The organism is Micromonospora sp. NPDC005252 (assembly GCF_042872475.1).
GTDB lineage: Bacteria > Actinomycetota > Actinomycetes > Mycobacteriales > Micromonosporaceae > Micromonospora.
This window is the reverse complement of record NZ_JBIAKN010000001.1, coordinates 92,133-113,304: the sequence shown is the minus strand read 5'-3', so window position 1 is coordinate 113,304 and position 21,172 is coordinate 92,133. Positions and strand designations below refer to the sequence as shown.

At 72.9% G+C, this 21,172-nt stretch carries 19 protein-coding genes; 10 read left to right on the top strand and 9 right to left on the bottom strand.

The genetic code is table 11. The annotated features are described in order from the left end of the window. Positions 1 to 6 precede the first annotated feature (6 nt). The 6 genes from ACFYPH_RS00520 to ACFYPH_RS00495 all read right to left on the bottom strand — a co-directional run bounded on the left by ACFYPH_RS00520 (position 7) and on the right by ACFYPH_RS00495 (position 5,304). Positions 7 to 1,185 (bottom strand): MarP family serine protease, encoded by a 1,179-nt coding sequence (locus ACFYPH_RS00520; RefSeq protein WP_354860820.1) that lies wholly within the window; start codon positions 1,183 to 1,185, stop codon positions 7 to 9. Between the two features lie 64 nt (positions 1,186 to 1,249). Continuing rightward, complete coding sequence (locus tag ACFYPH_RS00515; RefSeq protein ID WP_354860821.1) at positions 1,250 to 1,942, bottom strand: CoA pyrophosphatase; 693 nt, start codon at positions 1,940 to 1,942, stop codon at positions 1,250 to 1,252. Continuing rightward, complete coding sequence (locus ACFYPH_RS00510) at positions 1,939 to 2,580, bottom strand: TlpA family protein disulfide reductase (protein WP_387177879.1); 642 nt, start codon at positions 2,578 to 2,580, stop codon at positions 1,939 to 1,941. The genes ACFYPH_RS00515 and ACFYPH_RS00510 overlap by 4 nt, the downstream gene beginning before the upstream one ends. Further along, positions 2,577 to 3,365, bottom strand: coding sequence for an endonuclease III (gene nth / locus ACFYPH_RS00505; RefSeq protein ID WP_354860824.1), 789 nt, complete (start codon positions 3,363 to 3,365; stop codon positions 2,577 to 2,579). The genes ACFYPH_RS00510 and nth overlap by 4 nt, the downstream gene beginning before the upstream one ends. Before the next feature lie 41 nt (positions 3,366 to 3,406). Further along, complete coding sequence (locus ACFYPH_RS00500) at positions 3,407 to 4,585, bottom strand: CapA family protein (protein WP_355064911.1); 1,179 nt, start codon at positions 4,583 to 4,585, stop codon at positions 3,407 to 3,409. Between the two features lie 56 nt (positions 4,586 to 4,641). Then, entirely contained in the window at positions 4,642 to 5,304 is a 663-nt protein-coding gene (locus tag ACFYPH_RS00495; protein WP_355064910.1) for an adenosylcobinamide amidohydrolase, read from the bottom strand. Positions 5,305 to 5,448: 144 nt separating this feature from the next. Between ACFYPH_RS00495 and ACFYPH_RS00490 the strand changes: the two genes are divergently transcribed. From ACFYPH_RS00490 to ACFYPH_RS00450, 9 genes are all read left to right on the top strand, one after another. Continuing rightward, the gene (locus ACFYPH_RS00490) at positions 5,449 to 6,126 is read left to right on the top strand and encodes a Crp/Fnr family transcriptional regulator (RefSeq protein ID WP_007466162.1); all 678 of its coding nucleotides are present in this window, start codon (positions 5,449 to 5,451) and stop codon (positions 6,124 to 6,126) included. Between the two features lie 109 nt (positions 6,127 to 6,235). Continuing rightward, positions 6,236 to 6,979 carry a metallophosphoesterase family protein gene (locus ACFYPH_RS00485; protein ID WP_355064908.1) on the top strand — a complete coding sequence of 248 codons (744 nt, stop codon included), beginning with the start codon at positions 6,236 to 6,238 and terminating at the stop codon, positions 6,977 to 6,979. A gap of 772 nt (positions 6,980 to 7,751) precedes the next feature. Continuing rightward, a complete protein-coding gene (locus tag ACFYPH_RS00480) occupies positions 7,752 to 8,297 on the top strand; it encodes a TetR/AcrR family transcriptional regulator (RefSeq protein ID WP_355065029.1) in 546 nt (181 codons plus the stop codon). Between the two features lie 37 nt (positions 8,298 to 8,334). Next, positions 8,335 to 9,132 carry a TIGR03084 family metal-binding protein gene (locus ACFYPH_RS00475; protein ID WP_387177875.1) on the top strand — a complete coding sequence of 266 codons (798 nt, stop codon included), beginning with the start codon at positions 8,335 to 8,337 and terminating at the stop codon, positions 9,130 to 9,132. A 56-nt stretch (positions 9,133 to 9,188) separates the two neighbouring features. Then, the gene (locus ACFYPH_RS00470) at positions 9,189 to 10,805 is read left to right on the top strand and encodes an acyclic terpene utilization AtuA family protein (RefSeq protein WP_387179277.1); all 1,617 of its coding nucleotides are present in this window, start codon (positions 9,189 to 9,191) and stop codon (positions 10,803 to 10,805) included. Beyond that, positions 10,802 to 12,049, top strand: a complete 1,248-nt coding sequence (locus tag ACFYPH_RS00465; protein WP_354856544.1) for an acyl-CoA dehydrogenase family protein — start codon at positions 10,802 to 10,804, stop codon at positions 12,047 to 12,049. The genes ACFYPH_RS00470 and ACFYPH_RS00465 overlap by 4 nt, the downstream gene beginning before the upstream one ends. Then, on the top strand, positions 12,046 to 13,647 hold the full coding sequence (locus tag ACFYPH_RS00460) for an acyl-CoA carboxylase subunit beta (protein ID WP_387177872.1): 1,602 nt from the start codon (positions 12,046 to 12,048) through the stop codon (positions 13,645 to 13,647). Before ACFYPH_RS00465 ends, ACFYPH_RS00460 begins: the two co-directional genes overlap by 4 nt. 11 nt (positions 13,648 to 13,658) lie before the next feature. Further along, positions 13,659 to 15,734, top strand: coding sequence for a biotin carboxylase N-terminal domain-containing protein (locus ACFYPH_RS00455; protein ID WP_387177869.1), 2,076 nt, complete (start codon positions 13,659 to 13,661; stop codon positions 15,732 to 15,734). Then, positions 15,731 to 16,894: an acyl-CoA dehydrogenase gene (locus ACFYPH_RS00450; RefSeq protein ID WP_355064898.1), complete on the top strand. Its 1,164-nt coding sequence runs from the start codon at positions 15,731 to 15,733 to the stop codon at positions 16,892 to 16,894. Before ACFYPH_RS00455 ends, ACFYPH_RS00450 begins: the two co-directional genes overlap by 4 nt. A 7-nt stretch (positions 16,895 to 16,901) precedes the next feature. Here ACFYPH_RS00450 and ACFYPH_RS00445 read toward each other — a convergent pair whose 3' ends face one another. Continuing rightward, entirely contained in the window at positions 16,902 to 18,056 is a 1,155-nt protein-coding gene (locus ACFYPH_RS00445; RefSeq protein WP_387177866.1) for a hypothetical protein, read from the bottom strand. After that, positions 18,053 to 18,994 carry a transporter substrate-binding domain-containing protein gene (locus ACFYPH_RS00440; protein ID WP_354856532.1) on the bottom strand — a complete coding sequence of 314 codons (942 nt, stop codon included), beginning with the start codon at positions 18,992 to 18,994 and terminating at the stop codon, positions 18,053 to 18,055. The genes ACFYPH_RS00445 and ACFYPH_RS00440 overlap by 4 nt, the downstream gene beginning before the upstream one ends. A 169-nt stretch (positions 18,995 to 19,163) precedes the next feature. On the opposite strand from ACFYPH_RS00440, the gene ACFYPH_RS00435 reads away from it, so the two are divergent. Next, positions 19,164 to 19,505, top strand: a complete 342-nt coding sequence (locus ACFYPH_RS00435; protein WP_354856530.1) for a hypothetical protein — start codon at positions 19,164 to 19,166, stop codon at positions 19,503 to 19,505. On the opposite strand, the gene ACFYPH_RS00430 is transcribed toward ACFYPH_RS00435, so the two are convergent. After that, positions 19,492 to 21,036, bottom strand: a complete 1,545-nt coding sequence (locus tag ACFYPH_RS00430) for a serine/threonine-protein kinase (RefSeq protein WP_387177862.1) — start codon at positions 21,034 to 21,036, stop codon at positions 19,492 to 19,494. The two genes, ACFYPH_RS00435 and ACFYPH_RS00430, sit on opposite strands and share 14 nt — an antisense overlap. Positions 21,037 to 21,172: the final 136 nt, after the last annotated feature.

Here is a 21,172-nt window from a genome sequence, read left to right as displayed (position 1 = left end):
CGACGCTCAGGTGCACTCGCCGGTGGCGACGGCCCGGTTGCGCTCGGCGCCGGCCAGCGCCACCGGCCGGGCCTCGGCGGCGGTCACCGCGAACCCGGTGTTGGGGTCGTCCGCCGCCGCCGCGAAGATCACGCCGAGCACCAGGCCGTTGGCGGAGAGCAGCGGCCCACCGGAGTTGCCGCTACGCACCAGAGCCCGGATGGTGTAGATCTCCCGGGTGACGTCGCCGGAGGAGTAGATGTCCGGCCCCTTGATCCGGTCGACGTCCCGAACCCGCGCCGACTGCGCGTTGTACGGGCCATCGAGCGGGAAGCCGAGCACGATGGCGTCCGAGCCGCTGCCCGCGTTGCCGGCGGCGAACCGCAGCGATGGGCCGGGCAGCCCCGGCACCAGCAGCACCGCCAGGTCCCGGTTCGGGTCGTAGACCACCACCTGACCGTCGTACCGCTCCCCGCCCAGCTCCACCGCCACCGATCGGGTGCCGGCGACCACGTGGGCGTTGGTCATGACCCGGTCGTCGGCGTACACGAAGCCGGAGCCCTCGATGCGGCGCGAACAGCTGGGCGCGGAGCCGAGCACCTTGACCACCGAGCGCTGACCGTTGACCACCAGCTGGGAGCCGGCCAGCGCCGGGTCGGGCGGGTCGACCTGCCGGGCCCGGGTGGGCGCGAGACCACCGAAGACGTCCGGGAACCCGTCGGTGTCGACGGTGTCCTCCAGAGCGGTGGAGAGCCGGTGCGCCTCCTCCGGCAGCACCCCGTTCACCACGGTGATCAGCGCGCTGTTGCGCACCGCGGCGGCGAGCCAGGGCACCGACGACGACCCGAGCGGTACGGCGACGAGCCAGGCCAGCAGGAGCACCGCGAACAGTGAGACGAACGCCCCGCCGATGTCGTCGACCCGCCGACCCACGTCGCTGGTGATCGTCTTGCGCAGGTGCGAGCCGAGCCAGCCGGCGAGCGCCTGCCCGATCACGGCCAACCCGAAGATCGCCACCAGTGAGATCAGCACCCGGGTGCCGGCGTCGACGAACTGCCTGGCGAACAGCGGCCCGAGTTGCAGGCCGAGCAGCAGTCCCAGGAAGAAACCGGACAGCGACGTGATGCCGATGACGAAACCCTGGCGGTATCCGCTGATCGCGAACACGAGCATGAGCAGCAGCAGGACGAGATCCACGACGGACACGGGGTCCAGCGTACGGGCAGCGCGCCTACCGGATGACCACCGCTTGCGGAAGGTGACCGCGTGGTCAGCGTAGGGCGGTCTCGTCGACCTCTTCGGTGCCGGCCGACGGCGCGGGAGTGGCCCCCGTGGGCGGCAGCTCGACCAGCCGGCCGGGCGACCACGGGCGGGCCCAGCCACCCATCTCCAGCAGGGCCGCCAGCACCCCGGCGGTAAAGCCCCAGACGAGCATGCCGCGCGCCGAGAACGCCGGCCCCTCCCAGCCGCTGGGATGGCGGACCCGCAGCCGGTTGGCCGGGTCGACCAGCTCGCGGACCGGCAGTCGCGCCACGTGCGCCACCTCGGCGGGCTCCCGCGGGTGCACCGGGTGCGGGTCGTGCCACCAGGCCAGCACGGGGGTGACCACGAAGTCGCTGACCGGGATCCACAACTTCGGCAGTTCGGCCAGCACGGTGACGCTGGCCGGGTCGAGGTCGACCTCCTCGTTCGCCTCGCGGAGCGCGGTGGCCCGGACGTCGGCGTCCTCCGGGTCGGCCGCCCCGCCCGGGAAGGCCGGCTGACCGGCGTGGTTGCGCAGGGTGGCGGCCCGTTGCAGGACCAGCACGTCGGGGCCGGTGCCGGGCTGCTCACCGAGCAGCACCAGCACGGCGCTCTCCCGGCCGCCCTCGGCGGGGGTGGTCAGCCGGGTGAAGTCCTCGGCACGGGCGGTGCCCAGCCGGGTCAGCAACGGCTCGATCCACTCGGGCGGTCGGCGGATCATGCTGGCACCGTCAGGCCGAGATGCTGGCGGACCAGCTTGGCGATCTGCGCGTCGTCGAGAGCCCCGGTGGCGTCGATGTGCCGGATGCGGCCCTGCGCGTCGACGAAGAGGGTCAGCGGGAAGGCGTTGCGCTTCAGTTCCCGTTGCAGCGCGTCGCCCTGGTCCACCAGGATCGGGAACCGTACGCCGAAGTCCTCGCCGATGGACTGGGCGCCGCCCCGGCTGTCCCGGGTGTTGACCCCGACCACCTGGAGTCGCCCGGCGGCGCGCTCGCTGAGCCGCTGGAAGGCGGGCAGTTCCTTGCGGCACGGCCCGCACCAGGAGGCCCACACATTGATCACGGCTGGCCCGGCCACGTCGCGCAGAGCGACGGGGGCGCCGCCGGTGAAGCAGGCGAGGGTCAGCTCCGGCAACTCCTGCCCGCCGGGCGCCGTCGACGTGCCGGGCGTGGCGGGGGCCGTCGTGCCGGCGCCGGGCGACGCGGCCGTGGGGGGCGTGCCCAGCCCGGCGCAGTCACGGAAGGGCGACGGCCGTTCGGCGGCGGCCGGCCGTGGTGCGGGGTCGTCGGCCGGGCTGCCGGTGCAACCGGCAACGACCAGTAGCAGCGGCAGGACGAGCACAGCGAGGCGCCGGTTCACGGCACCTCCGCGGCGACCGCCTGCGCGGGCACCAACTCCGGGTCGACCCCGGCGGCCACCGCGAGGTCACGCGCCCGAGGGCCCTTGAGTAGCTTGGCTGCGGCAGCCGGCTCGGTCGGGCCGGTGCCGTACGAGGGGCAGAGCTTCGCGAGCGTGCACGCCCCGCAGGCGGGCTTGCGGGCATGGCAGACCCGTCGCCCGTGGAAGATGATCCGGTGCGACAGCATGGTCCAGTCGCGCTTGTCGTACAGCGCGCCGATCGCGTGCTCGATCTTGACCGGGTCGGTTTCGGTGGTCAGCCGCCACCGGTGCACCAGCCGCTGGAAGTGCGTGTCGACCGTGATCCCGGGGACGTCGAAGGCGTTGCCGAGAATGACGTTTGCGGTCTTGCGGCCGATCCCGGGAAGCGTCACCAGGTCGACGAGCCGGCCGGGGACCTGACCGTCGTACCGGTCGAGGAGGGCCTGCCCGAGCTTGAGCAGCGAATCGGTCTTGTTGCGGTAGAAGCCGGTGGGCCGGATCAGCTCCTCCATCTCGCCCCGGTCGGCCCCGGCGTACGCGGCGGCGCTCGGGTAGCGGGCGAAGAGCTTCGGGGTGACCTCGTTGACCTTCTTGTCGGTGCACTGCGCCGAGAGGATGGTGGCGACGGCCAGCTCCAGGGCGTTGGAGTGGTCCAGCTCACAGTGCGCGTCGGGGTGCGTCTCGGCCAGCACCCGGCCGATCTTGCGGGCACGACGTTTGCGCCCGAGATCGGTCTCGCTGGCACCGGGAGGGCTACTGGTCACGACGGTCAGCCTACGTCGCGCCCCGGACGTTCCTGCTCGGGTCAACCGGCCGTCGGCGCGGTGATCCTGCCCTGCCCGTCGAACCGGGCCCCACCCTTCGGGAAGTCGGCGCGGCTCAGCTCGGTGACCAGGCCCAGGCCGCGGTCGTCCGGGTCCATCGTCGGCTTGCCGGTGGAGTTCATGTACGTCGAGGTGAACGTGCCGCCGGCCCAACTGCCGTCCGGCTTGAGCGACACCTTCAGCACCCCGCCCCAGCCGAGCCGGCCGGTATTGATCAACGTGTTGCTACCGCCGGCGAAGTTGCCCAGGCTGTACGCGATCAGGCGCCCCTGATAGAACTCCATGCCGCGCAGCACGTGCGGCCCGTGCCCGACGATCAGATCCGCGCCCGCGTCGATCATGGCGTGCGAGAACTTCACCGGGTCCCCCCGGTTCTCACCCAGGAATATCTCGGTGCCGGGTTTCACCCGGGTCTGGTCCGCGCCCTCGCCGCCCATGTGCACCTGCACCACGACCAGGTCGGCCATGGTGGCCGCCTTGGCCACCACCGTCTTGGCCTTGGCGATGTCGACCAGGCTGTTGGACCAGACATACGACGAGAAACCCACCACGGCAACCTTGACGCCCTTGACGTCGACCACGGTGATCTCGTCCGGGGCGCCGGTGTGCTCCAGGTCGTACTTCTCCAGCGCCTTCTGCGTGTTCTCGTAGCCCTTCGGCCCGTAGTCGTAGCCGTGGTTGTTGGCCTGGTTGAGCACCTTGAAGCCGGCGTCGCGCAGGTGCGCGGCGTACTCCGGTGGGGCCCGGAACTGGTAGCAGCGGGTGGAGTTGGCCCCGCACTTGCCGGCGCCGGTGTCCACCGTCAGCGGCTCCTCCAGGTTGCCCATCACCAGGTCGGCCTTGAGCGCCTGCTTGACCGAGTCGAAGAAGCCCTTGCCGCCTGCGGCGGGGAGCCGGCTCGGCGCGTTGCCCATGATGATGTCGCCGGTGGCGGAGAGCGAGATGGCGCCACCCCCGCCGGAGGTTGCGGCGCCGCCGCTCGCCTTCGGGCCGGACGTGGTCACCGGCGCTCCGGTGCCACCACCACCGGCGCCGGGCTGCCACACCGGGGCCTCCCCGCTGTCGGCACAGCCGGCGACGAGCAGGGCGGCCAGCAGCGCCGCGAGGCCGAGGGCGACGCGACGGAACGGGCGGGGCGCGAGGGGGGCGGAAGCGTACATCGCCCGCGACCCTACCGGCCCCGTAACGCGCCGACGAGGGCCGATCGGTCGGAAGTTCAGCCGGTCAGCCGGTCTGACCAGGGAACGACCGGCCGGTCACCGCCCGCGCGCACTGCGGCGTGCACGGCTCGGGCCAGCGGGGCGCCCCAGGTGGAGCGCGGCCCGCCGTACGCGACCTCCGGCCCGTCCACCGGACAGAGCACGGTGACCGCGTCGGTGGGGGTGCCGGTCCCGGGCAACCCCAGCTCGACGATCGCCTGGGTCTTCGCCTCGGTGGCGGTGGCGACGGCGTTGACGAGCGCCGAGTCGGCGAGCCGGGCCGGCACGTACACCACGATGTTGACCGTGCCCACCCGCTGGGCGAGCGCGGCCGGTTCCGGCGCGGCGGCGGGCACCGGGGTGCCGAGCCCGACCGTCGCCCAGGCCCGCACCCCGGTGTCGGTCCGGGCGACCACCTCGGTCACGTCGACGCCGGTCAGCAGGCCCACTCCGGGCCCGTCGAGGGCCAGGTCCGCGGCGAGCGCGGTCAGGTGGGCGGCGGGGTCGTCCCGGTCGTACGACATGGGTACGGTCGCGTTCAGCACCCAGTGCCGGACGCCGATTCCACCGCCGAGCGGGCCGCTGCTGACCGCTCGTAAGGGGCCGTCGGCCCGCCAGACGAGCAGCGGAATCTGCCGCCCGTACTCGGCGCGGCTGGTCAGAGTCGGGTCGCTCAGCACGTCGGGCAGGTTACGCCCACCGATCAAGATTCCAGGGGCGACCTCTGATTCATGCTCACGTGCGCCTAGACTTGACGGCGCGCGAGGGGATCAGCGGACGGCGGCCCCGGCCGAGAAGACGGCACGCGCAACCGGAGGTGCGCGATGGATGAGGTACTGGCCCGCAGCGGGATCTTCCAGGGTGTCGACCCGGAAGCTGCCGAGGCGCTCGCCAAGGAGATGGAGACGATCGAGGTCCGCAAGGGCGAGATCGTCTTCAATGAGGGCGAGCCCGGCGACAGTCTCTATATCCTGCTGTCCGGGAAGATCAAGGTCGGCCGCCGGGCGGCGGACGGCCGGCAGAACCTGATCGCGGTGATGGGGCCGTCGGACATGGTCGGTGAGCTGTCGCTCTTCGACCCGGGTCCGCGTACGGCGACTGCCACCGCGGTGACCGACACCCGGCTGGTGCGGCTGCGCAAGCAGGCGCTGCGGCCGTGGCTCAACAACCGCCCGGAGATCGCCGAGCAGTTGCTCCGCGTGCTCGCCCGGCGGCTGCGTCGGACCAACGACTCGCTCGCCGACCTGATCTTCACGGACGTGCCGGGTCGGGTCGCGAAGAACCTGCTCCAGATGGCCGGCCGGTTCGGCACGCGCGATGGCGGCGTGCTGCGCGTGACGCACGACCTCACCCAGGAGGAGATCGCCCAGCTCGTCGGCGCCTCCCGGGAGACGGTCAACAAGGCGCTTGCCGACTTCGCCTCGCGCGGCTGGCTGCGGCTGGACGGCAAGAGCATCATCATCCTGGACCCGGAGCGCCTCGCCCGCCGCGCCCGCGTCTGAGCGGTACGTCCCGTCCCCGCCTGCCGTCACCGACGGCAGGCGGGGACGTTTTCGTCTGCCCGGCGCAGAAATGCTGGCTCGGTGCGGCAGCAGCGGTGAGGGTGGGCCCATGGTGAACAGAGTTGCGGTGCTCTCCGACATCCACGGCGTACTCCCCGCGCTGGAGGCCGTGCTGGCCGAGCCGGACGTCGCCGCCGCCGACCTCATCGTGCTGACCGGCGACATCGCGTCCGGCCCGCAGCCGGTCGAGGTGCTGGACGTGCTCGCCGACCTGGGTGACCGGGTCTGCTGGGTGGGCGGCAACTGCGAACGTGAGCTGGTCGACGCACGGGCCGGCCGGCCCGCCGCTTTCGAGGTGTCCCACTGGGCCGGCGGGCAGCTCCGCGAGGACCAGGTGGCCCGACTCGCGGCCCTGCCGGCGACGGCGACGTTCGAGATCGACGGCCTCGGGCCGACACTGTTCTGTCACGCGACCCCTCGTGACGACGAGGAAGTCGTGCTCGTCGACTCCCGAATGTCCCGCTGGTCGGAGGTGTTCGCCGGCCTCCCGGCCGAGATCGCGACGGTGGTCTGCGGCCACACCCACATGCCGTTCACCCGGCTGGTCGACCGGCGCCTGGTGGTCAACCCGGGCAGCATCGGCATGCCGTACGGGGGTGCGGGCGCGTGGTGGGCGCTGCTCGGTCCGGGCGTACAGCTGCGCCGCACCGCCTTCGACGTGGACGCGGCCTGCGCCCGGGTGGCGACGGAGTCGACCTACCCCGACGCCGCCGCCTGGGCCGACGAGTACCTGCGCTCCCAGCACAGCGACGCCGACGCCCTCGCCGTCTTCGGCCCGCGCGACGGCCGCTGACCCACACCGCTCCGACCCCGCACATGCCCCCGGCGCTGCACAGGGCCTCGACGTTGCGGACGGCCTCGACGTTGCGGACGGCCTCGAGATTGCGGACGGCCTCGGCTGGCCGCCGACAGCCGGCGCAGGCCAATCAGCTGAGGTCGGAGGACCTCCTCCGCTGCCTGTAGAGCTGCCCCAGATCTGGGGCAGACCAGACGTCGCCGCTGCCCCACTCGTGGGGCAGCTCTACAGGGCCAGGGAGTGGCAGGTGGCGCATCGTCGCCGCCCCAGTCCCGGCAGCTCTACGAAGGCCCGGAGTAGGAGGGGCAGACCAAACGTCGCCGCCGCCCCACTCGTGGGGCAGCTCTACAGGGCCAGGGAGTGGCAGGTGGCGCATCGTCGCCGCCTCAGCCCCGGGGCAGCTCTACGAAGGCCCTGGAGGTGGAGGGGCAGGTGGCGCATCGTCGCCGCCCAATCCCGAGGCAGGGCAGCTCTCCGGAGGGCCCCGGAGTAGGAGGGGCGGATGGCGCGTCGTCGCTGCCCCATTCGTGGGGCAGCTCTACAGGGGCCGGGGAGGGCAGTCGAGGTCAGCTCGACCTGAGCACATCGCCGATCCAGCCGTAAAAAAGTCAGTCTTGACTGTTTGTTTCGGAGGCCGCAGGCTGTTGCCGTGTCCGCCGCATCGACGTCTGCCGCCGCGACGTCCGCTGCCGCGGCGTCCGCCGGCGCGACGTCCGCCGGCGCGACGCGTGTTCCCCAGCAGGAGCGCAGTCGCGCCACCCAGGCCCGCCTGCTGGAGGCGACCGTCGACTGCCTCATCGATCATGGCTGGTCCGGCACCACGACCACCGTCGTGGCGGCGCGAGCAGGTGTCTCGCGGGGCGCGCAGCTGCACCACTACCCAACGAAGGCCGCGCTGGTCACGGCCGCCGTCGCCCATCTAGCCGAGCGCCGGGCCAACGAGCTGCGCACCGAGGCCGAGGCGTTGCCGGCCGGCCCGCAGCGGCTGGACCGGGTGATCGACCTGCTCGGGGTGGCCTTCACCGGGCCGCTCTTCGTCGCCGCGCTCGAACTGTGGGTGGCCGCCCGCACCGACCCGGAGCTCCGCGACGCCCTGGTCCCGTTGGAGGCGACGGTCGGCCGGGAGATGCACCGGCTCACCGTCGCCCTGCTCGGGGTCGACGAGCGTCGTCCCGGCGTCCGCGAAGCCGTGCAGGCCACCCTCGACCTGCTGCGCGGGCTCGGGGTGGCCAACCTGCTCAGCGACGACTCGGCCCGCCGTGCCGCCCTGCTCGTCACCTGGAAACGCCAGCTCGCCACCCTCCTCACGCCCTGACCCCGGCCACACCGGCCCAGCACCGACCGGAGGCACCATGGTCGACCTCAGTGACCTGCTCGCGGATCTGGCCGACGAGTCCGCTGACCTGGACGCGCTGGTGGCGCCGCTGCCGGCAGCCGACTGGGCCCGCCCGACCCCGGCGGCCGGCTGGAGCATCGGGCACCAGATCGCCCACCTCGCCTGGACCGACCACGTGGCGCTGCTGGCCGCCACCGATACCGAGGCGTTCTACGCGACGGTGACCGGCGCTCCGGACGTGACGCGGCTGGTGGACGCGGGTGCCGATGCATTCCTCGCCCCGCCCGTCGACTTGCTCGCCCGCTGGCGCGCCGGGCGGGCGGCACTCGCCGACGCCCTGGCCGCCGTCCCGGCCGGCGAGAAGCTGCCCTGGTACGGCACCCGGATGTCGGCCACCTCGATGGCGACGGCCCGGATGATGGAGACCTGGGCACACGGCGAGGACGTGGCCGACGCCCTCAGCGTCGTCCGCCCCGACAGCGACCGGCTCCGGCACGTGGCGCACCTGGGCGTGCGTACTCTCGGGCACGGCTTCGCCGCCCACGGCCGGCCGGCACCGGCGGCGCCGGTCCGGGTCGAGCTGGTCGGGCCCGGCGGTGACATGTGGACCTGGGGTCCGGCGGACGCCGCCGACCGGCTGAGCGGCCCGGCCCGGGACTTCTGCCTCCTGGTCACCCAACGCCGCCACCGCGCGGACCTCGCCCTGGTGGCCACCGGCCCGATCGCCGACGAGTGGCTCGACGTGGCGCAGGCCTTCGCCGGGCCGCCGGGGGCCGGCCGGGCACCGGCCAGCGAAAACGGAGTACGGGCGTGATCCGCATCGGCAACGCCTCCGGCTTCTACGGCGACCGGTTCACCGCCTGGCGGGAGATGCTCGACGGCGGCGAACTGGACGTGCTGACCGGTGACTACCTGGCCGAGCTGACCATGCTGATCCTCGGTCGGGACCGGCTGCGCGACCCCGACCTCGGCTACGCGAAGACGTTCCTGCGCCAGCTGGAGACGTGCCTGGGCACAGCCCTCGACCGGGGGGTGCGGATCGTGACCAACGCCGGCGGGTTGAATCCGGCCGGCCTGGCCGCCGCCATCGAGGCGCTCGCCGGCCGTCTGGGCCTGTCGGCCCAGGTGGGGTACGTCGAGGGCGACGCGCTCCAGCGGCCCGACGCGCTCACCGCGAACGCCTACCTGGGCGCGTTCGGGATCGCCGCCTGCCTCGACGCCGGTGCCAACGTGGTGGTCACCGGCCGGGTCACCGACGCGTCATTGGTGGTCGGCCCGGCCATCGCCCGATACGGGTGGGGCCGCGACGACCTCGACGAGCTGGCCGGGGCGACCGTCGCCGGGCACCTCCTGGAGTGCGGGGCGCAGGTCACCGGCGGCAACTTCAGCTTCTTCACCGAACTGCCCGACGGCGGGCACCGCCCCGGCTTCCCGATCGCCGAGGTGCACTCCGACGGCTCATCCGTGGTCACCAAGCACCCGGGCACCGGCGGCGCGGTCACCGTGGAGACCGTCACCGCCCAGCTGCTCTACGAGATCGGCGGGCCGGCCTACCTGGGGCCGGACGTGGTCACCCGACTGGACTCCGTGACGCTGCGCCCCGACGGGCCGGACCGGGTCCGGGTCTCCGGCGTCCGGGGCACCCCGCCGCCGGCAACGCTCAAGGTGGGCGTCAACAACCTCGGCGGCTTCCGGAACTCGATGACGTTCGTCCTCTGTGGGCTGGACATCGAGGCGAAGGCGGCCCTGGTACGGGGGCAGATCGAGGAGGCGGTGGGCAAGGACGGGCTGGAAGTCACGCTGGCCCGCACCGACCACCCGGACGCCGCCGACACCGAGGTGGCCAGCGCCCTGCTGCACGTACACCTGCGCGACAGTGACAAGGCGCGGGCCGGGCGGGCCTTCTCGGCCGCCGCGGTGGAGCTGGCGCTGGCCTCCTACCCGGGCTGCACGCTGACCACCCTCCCGGGCGACGCGACACCGTACGGCGTCTTCACCGCCGACGCCGTGCCGCAGGACGAGGTCGCGCACGTCGCGGTCCTGCCCGGCGGTGAGCGGGTGCCGATCGCCCCGCCGTTCTGCACCGTCCCCACCGCGGACGACGAGACCGTACCGGGCGGCGACGCGGCGGTTGACGGCCCGACCCGGCGCGGGGCGCTCGGCGAGCTGGTCGGCGCGCGCTCGGGCGACAAGGGCGGTGACGCCAACCTCGGTGTCTGGGCCCGAAGCGACGCCGGGTACGCGTGGCTGCGCGCCTGGTTGACCGTCGAGCGGCTGGCCGAGCTGCTGCCGGAGACGGCGTCGCTGTCGGTGCGGCGCTACGAGCTGCCGAACCTGCGCGCGGTCAACTTCGTGATCGAGGGCCTGCTCGGGGCCGGGGTCGCCGCGTCCACCCGGTTCGATCCGCAGGCCAAGGCGCTCGGTGAGCTGCTGCGCGCCCGGATCGTCGACCTGCCCGCCGATGTGCCGACGGGGGTGGCGCGATGAGCATCGTGGACACCCCCGAACGGCGGCAGCTGCGCGAGTTGACCCGGGCCTTCGTGACCCGGGAGGTGCTGCCGCACCTGGACGACTGGGAGCGGGCCGGCGAGGTCCCCCGGGCCCTGCACGCGACCGCCGCGAAGCTCGGCCTGCTCGGCATCGGCTTTCCCGAGTCGGTGGGCGGCAGCGGCGGTGACCTGCTCGACTCGATCATCGTGACGGAGGAGCTGATCCGCTCGGGCGGCTCGTCCGGTCTGGTAGCGGCCCTGTTCACGCACGGCATCGCGTTGCCGCACATGGTCGCCGCGGCCGGCGCCCGCACCGGCGGGTCGCTGGGCGGCCGGCTCGGCGGCAGCCCGTCGCCCGCCGACGACGGCCTCATCGAGCGGTACGTCCGGCCCACCCTGGCCGGCACGATGATCGGCGCGCTGGCGATCACCGAGCCGGACGGCGGCTCCGACGTGGCCGGCATCCGCACCACCGCCCGCCGCGACGGCGACCACTACGTGGTGAACGGGTCGAAGACGTACATCACCAGCGGGCACCGGGCCGACTTCGTGACCACCGCGGTGTGCACCGATTTCCCCGGCAGCGGTGAACTGACCCTGCTCGTCATCGACAAGGGGTCGCCCGGGTTCACGGTGGGGCGCCGACTGGAGAAGCTGGGCTGGCACTGCTCGGACACGGCGGAGCTGTCCTTCGTCGACGTGCGGGTGCCGGTGGCCAACCGGATCGGCGCGGAGAACACCGGCTTCCTGGCGATCATGCAGCACTTCGCCGCCGAGCGACTGTCGCTGGCGACCCAGGCGTACGCGACCGCGCAGCGCTGCGTCGAGCTGGCGGTGCGCTGGTGCCGGGACCGGGAGACCTTCGGGCGTCCGCTGGCCAGCCGACAGCTGGTCCGGCACCGGCTGGCCGAGATGCACACCCGCGCCGAGGCGGCCCGGTCGTACGTGCACGAGGTGGCCATCCGGGTGGCTCGACCACTCCAGCTCGGCGCGTCTGACGCCGCGCCGCGACCTGGAGCAGTCGCCGGCGAGCCGGTGGTGACCGAGGTGGCGATGGCCAAGAACGTCGCGGTGGCCGCCTGTGACCAGGTCGTCGACCAGGCGTTGCAACTGCACGGCGGCTTCGGCTACCTGCGTGACGCCGAGGTGGAGCGGCACTACCGCGATGCCCGGATCCTCGGCATCGGCGGCGGCACCACCGAGATCATGAACGAGATCATCGCGAAGGGCATGGGCCTATGACGATCCTGGACAGCGCTATCGATCCGGCCGCACCGGGGCACGTGGCGAACCGGGCGGCGTTGCTGGAGCGACTGGCCGAGCTGGACGCCGCGCTGGACCAGGCCCGGGCGGGCGGCGGCGAGAAGTACGTGTCCCGGCACCACAAGCGCGGCAAGCTGCTCCCCCGGGAGCGGATCGAGCTGTTGGTGGACGCCGACAGCCCGTTTCTGGAGCTGTCGCCGGTCGCCGCGTACGGCACGGATTTCCCGGTCGGGGCCAGCGTGGTCACGGGTATCGGCGTGGTCGAGGGCGTCGAGTGCCTGATCGTCGCCAACGACCCGACGGTACGCGGCGGCGCGGTCAACCCGTGGTCGCTCGCGAAGACCCGGCGGGCCGGTGAGATCGCCCTGGCCAACCGGCTGCCGATGGTCAATCTGGTCGAGTCGGCCGGGGCGGACCTGCCCACCCAGGCGGAGATCTTCATCCCGGGTGGCCGGGTGTTCCGGGACCTGACGCGGCTCTCGGCCGCGGGCATCCCCACGGTCAGCGTGGTCTTCGGCAACGCCACGGCCGGTGGCGCGTACGTGCCGGGGATGTCCGACCACGTGATCATGATTCGGGACCGGTCGCAGGTCTACCTGGCCGGGCCGCCGCTGGTGAAGATGGCGACCGGCGAGGTCACCGACGACGAGTCGCTGGGTGGCGCGGCGATGCACGCCGGCACGTCCGGGCTCGCCGACTACCTGGCCGCCGACGAGCGCGACGGCATCCGGCTGGCCCGGCAGTGCGTCCGCCGGCTCAACTGGCGCAAGCAGGGCCCGTCGCCGCGCACGGCCGTGCCGCAGCCGCCGAAGTACGACCCGGAGGAGCTGCTCGGCATCGTCAGCTCCGATCTGAAGGTGCCGTTCGACCCGCGCGAGGTGCTAGCCCGGATCCTGGACGGCAGCGACTTCGACGAGTTCAAGCCGGCGTACGGGGACGCGCTGGTCACCGGCTGGGGCGAGCTGCACGGGTATCCGGTGGGGGTCCTGGCGAACGCCCGGGGGGTGCTGTTCAGCGCGGAGGCACAGAAGGCGGCCCAGTTCATCCAGCTCGCGAACGCCTCGGACACCCCGCTGATCTTCCTGCAGAACACCACCGGCTACATGGTCGGCACCGAGTACGAGCAGCACGGCATCATCAAGCACGGCGCGTTGATGATCAACGCGGTGTCGAACTCGACGGTGCCGCACCTGACGGTGAACCTGGGCGCCTCGTACGGGGCCGGCAACTACGGCATGTGCGGGCGGGCGTACGAGCCGAGGTTCCTGTTCACCTGGCCGAACGCCAAGTCGGCGGTGATGGGCCCGGCGCAGCTCGCCGGGGTGCTCTCCATAGTGGCCCGGCAGGCCGCCGCCGCCCGGGGGCGCTCCTTCGACGAGGAGTCCGACGCGGCGATGCGGATGATGGTCGAGCAGCAGATCGAGTCGCAGTCCGGCGCGCTCTTCCTCTCCGGCCGGCTCTACGACGACGGGGTGATCGACCCCCGGGACACCCGCACCGTGCTGGGGCTCTGCCTCTCGGCGATCCACAACGGACCGGTGAAGGGCGCCGACGGTTTCGGCGTCTTCCGGATGTAGAGGGGCCACTCATGATCAACAGACTGCTCGTGGCCAACCGGGGCGAGATCGCCCGCCGGGTCTTCGCCACCTGCCGCGCGATGGGTGTGCAGACCGTCGCCGTGCACTCCGACGCGGACGCCGACGCGCCGTTCGTCGCCGAGGCCGACCAGGCGGTGCGGCTGCCCGGGAACACGCCGGCCGAGACGTACCTGCGGGTGGACCTGATCCTGGACGCGGCCCGGCGCAGCGGCGCGGACGCCGTCCACCCCGGCTACGGCTTCCTCGCCGAGAACGCCGAATTCGCGGCGGCGGTGACCGACGCCGGGCTGACCTGGGTCGGGCCGCCGGCCAAGGTGATCGCCGCGATGGGCGACAAGCTCGCGGCGAAGGCGCTGCTCGCCGACGCGGGTGTGCCGATGCTGCCGAGCTGGACCGACGCCGACGAGGTCACGGGCTTCCCGGTGCTGGTGAAGGCGTCCGCGGGTGGTGGCGGGCGGGGCATGCGGATCGTCCGGGCCGCCGCCGAGCTGCCCGAGGCCGTGGCCTCCGCGCGCCGCGAGGCGGCTGCAGCGTTCGGCGACGGCACGGTCTTCATCGAGCGGTACGTCGAGCGCGGCCGGCACGTGGAAGTGCAGATCTTCGGCGACACCCACGGGACGGTGGCCGCCCTCGGTGTCCGGGAGTGCTCGATCCAGCGCCGGCACCAGAAGATCATCGAGGAGGCGCCCGGGGATCTCCCGCCGGGGCTGCGGGAGCGGCTGCACGAGACCGCCGTGGCTGCCGGACGGGCTGTCGACTACGTGGGGGCCGGCACGGTCGAGTTCCTGCTGGCACCGACCGGCGAATTCTTCTTCCTCGAAATGAACACCCGGCTCCAGGTGGAGCACCCGGTCACCGAGTTGATCACCCCGGTCCGGCTGGACCTGGTCCGGATGCAGTTGTTGGTGGCCGAGGGCGCCCCGCTGCCCGAGCACCACCACTACCCCGCCACGCGCGGCTACGCGATCGAGGTACGGCTCTGCGCCGAGGAGCCGGCGCAGGGCTGGCGGCCCGCCACCGGCACCCTGCACCGCTTCGACGTGCCCGGCGTGGACCGCGAGTTCGGCTGGATCCAGCGGGCGGGCCTGCGGCTCGACTCCGGCGTCGTGGCGGGCTCGGTGGTGGGTGTGCACTACGACTCGCTGCTCGCCAAGCTGATCGCGGTGGCGCCGACCAGGTCGGAGGCGGCCCGCGCGCTGGCGGGCGGGCTGGCGCGGGCCGAGCTGCACGGGGTGGCGACCAACCGCGATCTGCTGGTTCGGGTGCTGCGCAGCCCGGAGTTCGCGGCCGGCGAGATCGACACCGGATTCCTGGACCGGCACCCGGAGGTCTTCGCGCCGTTGCTCCCCGCCGACCGACTCCCGGTCGCCGCGCTCGCGGCGGCGCTGGCCGGTGCCGCGCAGCGTCGGACGGACGCGCCCGTCCTCGCCGGACTTCCCTCGGGCTGGCGCAACGTGCCCGCGGTCCCCCAGACCACCCGCTTCGTCGGGTCGAACGGCGACAAGATCGAGATCCGCTACCGCCTGGACCGGACCGGCGCGCTCGCCGACTGGTCCAGCACATTGCCAGCCGATGACTCCGCCGAGCGGCCGAAGGTCAGCGACGCCTCCGGATCGGCTAGCGCGCCGACCGTGGCGCTGGTCGAGGCGACCCCCGACCGGGTGGTGCTCGACGTCGACGGGGTTCGGCAGGCGTACCGCGTACACCGGGTGGGGTCGGAGGTCTTCGTGGACGGCCCGGACGGGGCGGCGAGCCTCGTCGAGCTGCCGCGTCTCCCGCTGCCCACGGCGGCGGTGGCGGCCGGGTCGCTGCTCGCGCCGCTGCCCGGCGCGGTGACCCGGGTGCACGTCCAGGTCGGCCAGCGGGTCACGGCCGGCGATCCACTGCTCACGCTGGAAGCGATGAAGCTGGAACATCCCGTGCTGGCCCCGACCGACGGCGTGGTCACCGAGCTGCCGGTGCCGGCCGGCGGTCAGGTGCGCACCGGCACCGTCCTGGCCGTCATCGACGGCTCCCCCGCAAGCGGCGACCTGGAGCCGTCGAACCCCGAGGAGGACCCCCGATGACCTTCGACCTCACCCCCGAGCAGGACCAGCTGCGCGACGCCGTGCGGGCGCTGGGCCGCCGGTACGGCCACGGCTACTTCGTCGAGAAGGCAAAGGCCGGTGAGCACACCACCGAGTTGTGGGCCGAGGCCGGACGGCTCGGCTACCTGGGAGTCAACATCCCCACCGAGTACGGCGGCGGGGGCGGCGGCATCACCGAGCTGGCCATCGTCTGCGAGGAGCTGGCGGCGGCCGGATGCCCGCTGCTGCTGCTCGTGGTCTCCCCCGCCATCGCGGCCACCGTCATCAACCGGCACGGCACCGAGGAGCAGCGCAAGCGGCACCTACCCGGCCTCGCCGACGGCTCGCAGAAGATCGTCTTCGCGATCACCGAGCCGGAGGCCGGCTCCAACTTCCACCGGCTCGGCACGGTGGCCCGCCGCGACGGCGACGACTGGCTGCTCAACGGCCGCAAGTGCTACATCTCCGGGGTCGACGAGGCCGGGCACGTCCTGGTGGTGGCCCGGACCGAGGATTCCTCCACCGGCAAGTTGAAGCCCGCGCTGTTCCTGGTGCCGACCGACGCGGCCGGGCTGACCCGGTCCAAGCTGGACATGGAGATCGTCTCTCCGGAGAACCAGTTCCTGCTCTACCTCGACGACGTGCGGGTGCCCGCCGACGCGCTGGTCGGCGAATCCCTGGACGCCGGCCTGCCCGCGCTCTTCGCCGGGCTCAACCCGGAGCGGATCACGGTCGCCGCGATGGGCGCCGGAACCGGCCGGTACGCCATCGAGCGGGCCAGCGAGTACACCGCCACCCGCAAGGTGTGGGGTGGCCGGAGCATCGGCTCGCACCAGGGGGTGTCGCATCCGCTCGCCCACGCGGCGGTGCAGGTGGAGCTGGCCCGGCTGATGATCCAGAAGGCCGCCACCCTGTACGACGCCGGCCGTGACCTGGAGGCCGGGGTGGCCGGCAACATGGCCAAGTACGCGGCCGGGGAGGCCGCCGCGCTCGCCGTGGACACCGCCGTGCAGGCCCTCGGCGGGGCGGGCATGACCACCGAGTACGGGGTGGCCACCCTGCTCGGCGCGGTCCGGGCCGGCCGGATCGCCCCGGTCAGCCGGGAGATGATCCTGAACTTCGTCGCCCAACACGTCCTCGGTCAGGAGAAGTCCTACTGAGCAGCGGTCAGCCGGGGGCGCGGCAGGCGGCGTCGATGCGGTGCACCGGGCGGACGCGGCGGCCCATCCCCTCCAGCAGCGAATCCTCGATGTGGAAGTCGTGGATCCGCAGCCGGTGCCGGGGCAGCTCCTCCTCGCTCGGGCAGAGCACCTGCGCGCGGACGAGGCCCACCGGCACGTACCGGACTCCACCCCGTTCCTGCAGGATCACCATGTTGACGTCGTCGGTGGTCACCACGTGCCCCCGTACGTCTTCGGTCGGGCCGTTCTCGGCGCCCACAGTGGTGACGGTGAGCGGGAGCACCGGTGTGCTGATCACCGGCAGCGCGGCCCAGACCAGCATGGCCAGCACTGCCACCTCGGTCAGCGACGCCAGCGGTCGGATCACCACGCCGGGTAGCGGCCCGGCGATGAAGAGCGCCAACACCGGCGGCACCACGAGAAGTGCCAGCACCAGCAGCTCACCCTGCCCGCCCGCGTCCCGCAGCGTCGGCAGCAGCAGCCAGCCGTACCCGGCGAAGAGCGCGACGATCGCCGACAACCGGGGTACGACCCACTCGTGCAGCCGGTCCGGACGGAGCTGGAACGCGGCGGCGAACGCCGGCAGCAGCAGCGGCAGGTAGAGCAGCGGCCAGGTGAGCAGGGCGAGCAGGAAGCTCGCCAGCACGACCCAGGCCGGGGTGAGATCCGCCCAGCGGGCGAAGAGCGGGCGGCGGCGGGTGCCCGGCGGCAGTCGTTCCACGCTCACGGCCAGCACCGCGCCGAGCGCGAAGACGGCGACCAGCCCGGTGGAGAGCAGTCGAGCCGCGGTGGTCAGGAAGCCAGCGAGCAGGTTGACCGGCCCGACGTTGGCGACCAGCAGCAGCGTGGTCTGCAGCTCCCCACCCGCCTCCACGCCGAGCCGGAGCACCGAGAAGATCGCCGGCACGCCCACGACCGCCGTCCAGAACGACTGGCTGGCCCGCGCCCGCCGCTCCGCCGGTTCCCACCGCACCGGCACCTGCTCGACGTCGGCGACCGGCACGGCGGGTTCGGCCCGCGGCACCCCGGTCGGCCACCCAACGGCGTCCACCTCGACGTGGTCGGTCGGCACGGAAGGCCGGGGCGGCGGCACCCCGCCGCCGGCGCTCGCGTCACCGGTGGCGGTCGGCACCGTGCTCACCGCCGGGGCGCCTTGTCGTCGAAGTCGACCAGCTTCGGAACCTCAAGTGGTTGCGGCTGAGTCTTCTCGACGCGCAGCCACGGGCCCAGGGTCCGGTTGTACGCCGTCAGCCACGGGCTGGCCTGCCCGTTGCGGCCCTGCTGGTAGCTCTTCTGCAGGAAGAAGGCGACCAGGTCACGCAGCGCCGGATCGCCGATCGGCACGCCGATGCCCAACAGCTCGCTCGTGCCGAAGGGCAGGTCGACGATCTCGAACTCCTTCGGGTACGTGGCCAGGAAGCCCGCGAGGATCGTCTCGTCCGAGCTGACCACGTCGTACCGGCCGGCGCGGATGCCTGTCACGCAATCCCAGACGTCCTTCACCACCAACGCCTTGACCTGGCGCTTCTCCAGCTCACCCTCCGTGGTGGAACCGCCGGTGGTGCAGACCTTGTAGGCCGGGTCGCGCAGGTCCTCAATGGTGCGGATCTTGTCCTTCAGCCGGACCGGCACCAGCACCTCCTGGGTGGTGACGAAGTACGGGCCGGCGAAGCTGACCAGCTTCTTGCGCTCCTCGGTCATCGAGAAGCTGGACACCACCAGGTCGACGGTGCCGCCCTGCAGATACGGGATCCGGTCCTCGGTGGCCGCCGACACGAACTCCAACTGCTGGTCGCCCTCGTAACCGAGGGAGGCGGCGATGTACCGACCGATCTCGACGTCGAAGCCGACGTGCTGGCCGTTGCGGAGGTCGCCCATCAACGGCTCGTTGGTGGCGACACCGATGCGCAGCTTCGACTGCCCGTAGATGTGCGACTCGCGCAGCTTCTCCTGCACCGACGGCAGGTCCGGCTCCTTGCGGCTGTCGCAGCCGGCGGCGGCGGAGAGGGTGAGGGTCAGGGCAACCGCCAGCGTCGTCGCGACCGAGCGGAGCCGGGACTGGGAACTGTGGACGTTCATGGGCGACCTCGCTGACGGAGCAGCCTGCGGAACACCGAGAGTAGCGAGCTGGGTCCACTGCGTGTGCACCCCGACCGGTCGGGTCGGCTGGTCCGTTCGATCAACGCCGATCGGCGCGGCGGATCGCGTCTCCGGTTGACAGCGGGCCCGGTCAGGACATGCTGGAGGGGTGAATCGACTGTCCAGGATCGATGCGCGGATGGTGGCGGCGGTCGCGGCGCCCGGTGCCGTCGCGCTGCTGGCCCTGCTGGTCGTTCTGCGCCGGCAGGACCTTCTCGGTGTCGTTCTCGCACTGCTCTGCGTGCTGCTGGCCATGGTCACCGCGGTCGCCGTGTCCGCCGCCCGCCAGCGCGCCGAACCAGAGCCGGCGGACCAACCGCACGCCACCGCGCCGCCGGAGTTGATGCCGTACGGGATCGACGCGGACACGCTCGACGCCCTGGACAGCCGGGACGCGTTGCGTGCGGTGCGTGACCGGGGACGGGCGCGCGGCGGGTTCAGCGACCGGTGAGCGTGGGCGCGGTGAGCGCGTCGACGCCCCGCCCCGCCAGGCACCGGTAGATCCGGTCGACGTTGCCGTCCACCGGCGGCAACACCTCCAGGTGCCAGCCGACCGGCTCGGCGATCTTCGTGGTCAGTCGGAACGTCGTGGCGCTGCACACCTGCCGTACCGGCTCGGCGGCGATCACCTCGTCGTAGGCCGCGCCGACGAGCGGCACCGGCAGGATGCCCTCGGCGTACGTCTCCCAGGTGTGCCGGCCGTCGCAGGGGACCCGGGCCGCCTCGGCGCGGGCGCCGCGGATGCGCACTGGGCCGAAGCACTCCAGCTCGGGGAGGCAACGGGCACCGCTGGGCAGCGCGGTCGGTGCCCCGGCGCCGGACGCGCAGCCGGGCAGCGGCCCGGTCGCCGGTGCCGCGACCTGGGTCACCGACGGTGACGGGTCGGGCGGCGAACCACTGCTCGCCAGCCAGGCCCCGGTGGTGGCCGAGGCGGCGAGCGCCAGCACTCCGGCGCCGCCGAGGAACCAGCGCCGCCGCCAGCGCCGGCCGCCGGGGACGCTGGGGCGGGAGTCCTCGACCGGGGGGCGCGGCACTGGCTGACCGGTGCCGTACAGGCCGGACCGGCTCGGGCCACCACTGACCGGAGAGCCACTGACCGGGGCACCGCTGACCGGGGAGCCGCTGGTCGGGACGCCGCTCACCGGGGCGGCCGGCGAGCCGAACGGCAGGTTGGCGAGTAGGTCGTGCAGTTCGAGAGCGGACGGTCGCTCGGCCGGGTCGTTGGCCATGCCGAGGCGCAGCACGTCGATGAGCTCGTCCGGTACGCCCGGGAGGCCGGGAAGTGGCTGGTTGAACATCTCCAGCACGGTCACCAGGCTGGGGTTGCGCTCGGACTGCCAGCGGGGCGGCCGGCCGTGCATCACCGCGTAGAGGGTGGCGCAGAGCGCGTACACGTCGACGGCCGGCGACGGCGGGCTGTGGCTGAACATCTCCGGCGGCGCGTACGCCGGGGTGAGCACCTCCAGGGTGACCGAGGCGTCGCGCGCCTCGGCCAGCACGGCCAGCCCGAAGTCGGCCAGCACCGCCGAGTTGAAGTGCGAGTAGAGGATGTTCGCGGGCTTCACGTCCCGGTGCAGCACCCCGGCCCCGTGCGAGTGCGCCAACGCATCCGCGATCTTGATGCCGAGATCGCGGGCCTCCACCGGGCCGAGCGGCGAGCTGCGCATCCGCTCGGCGTACGACCCGTCACAGAGTTCCATGATCAGGTATGGGTGCTGGTCGACGGTGACGCCGACGTCGAAGAGGTCCACCACGTGCGGGTGCGACGACATCCGCCCGGCGGCCCGCGCCTCGCGCAGGAAACGGGCCTGGTCGCGCTCGCTGTCCAGCGTGCGGTTCTCGACCTTGACGGCGACCTCTCGGCCGACCGAGATCTGGGTGGCCTGGTAGACAGTGGCGTAGCCGCCTCGGGCAAAGACCCGCAAATCAGTCAGACCGGGCACGATCGGCACCGGCAAGCCACCGGTCGGGGTGTCGGTCACCGCTCGAAAATACCCAACCCGGCCGGCGGCTCAGCGCGCCGCGTCCGCCGGAGCGGCACCGGCCGCGCCGGGCGCCTCTCCGGCGCCTCCCGGCACGTCGACATCGGCCGACGTGGAGGCGGCGGGAGCGGCAGGG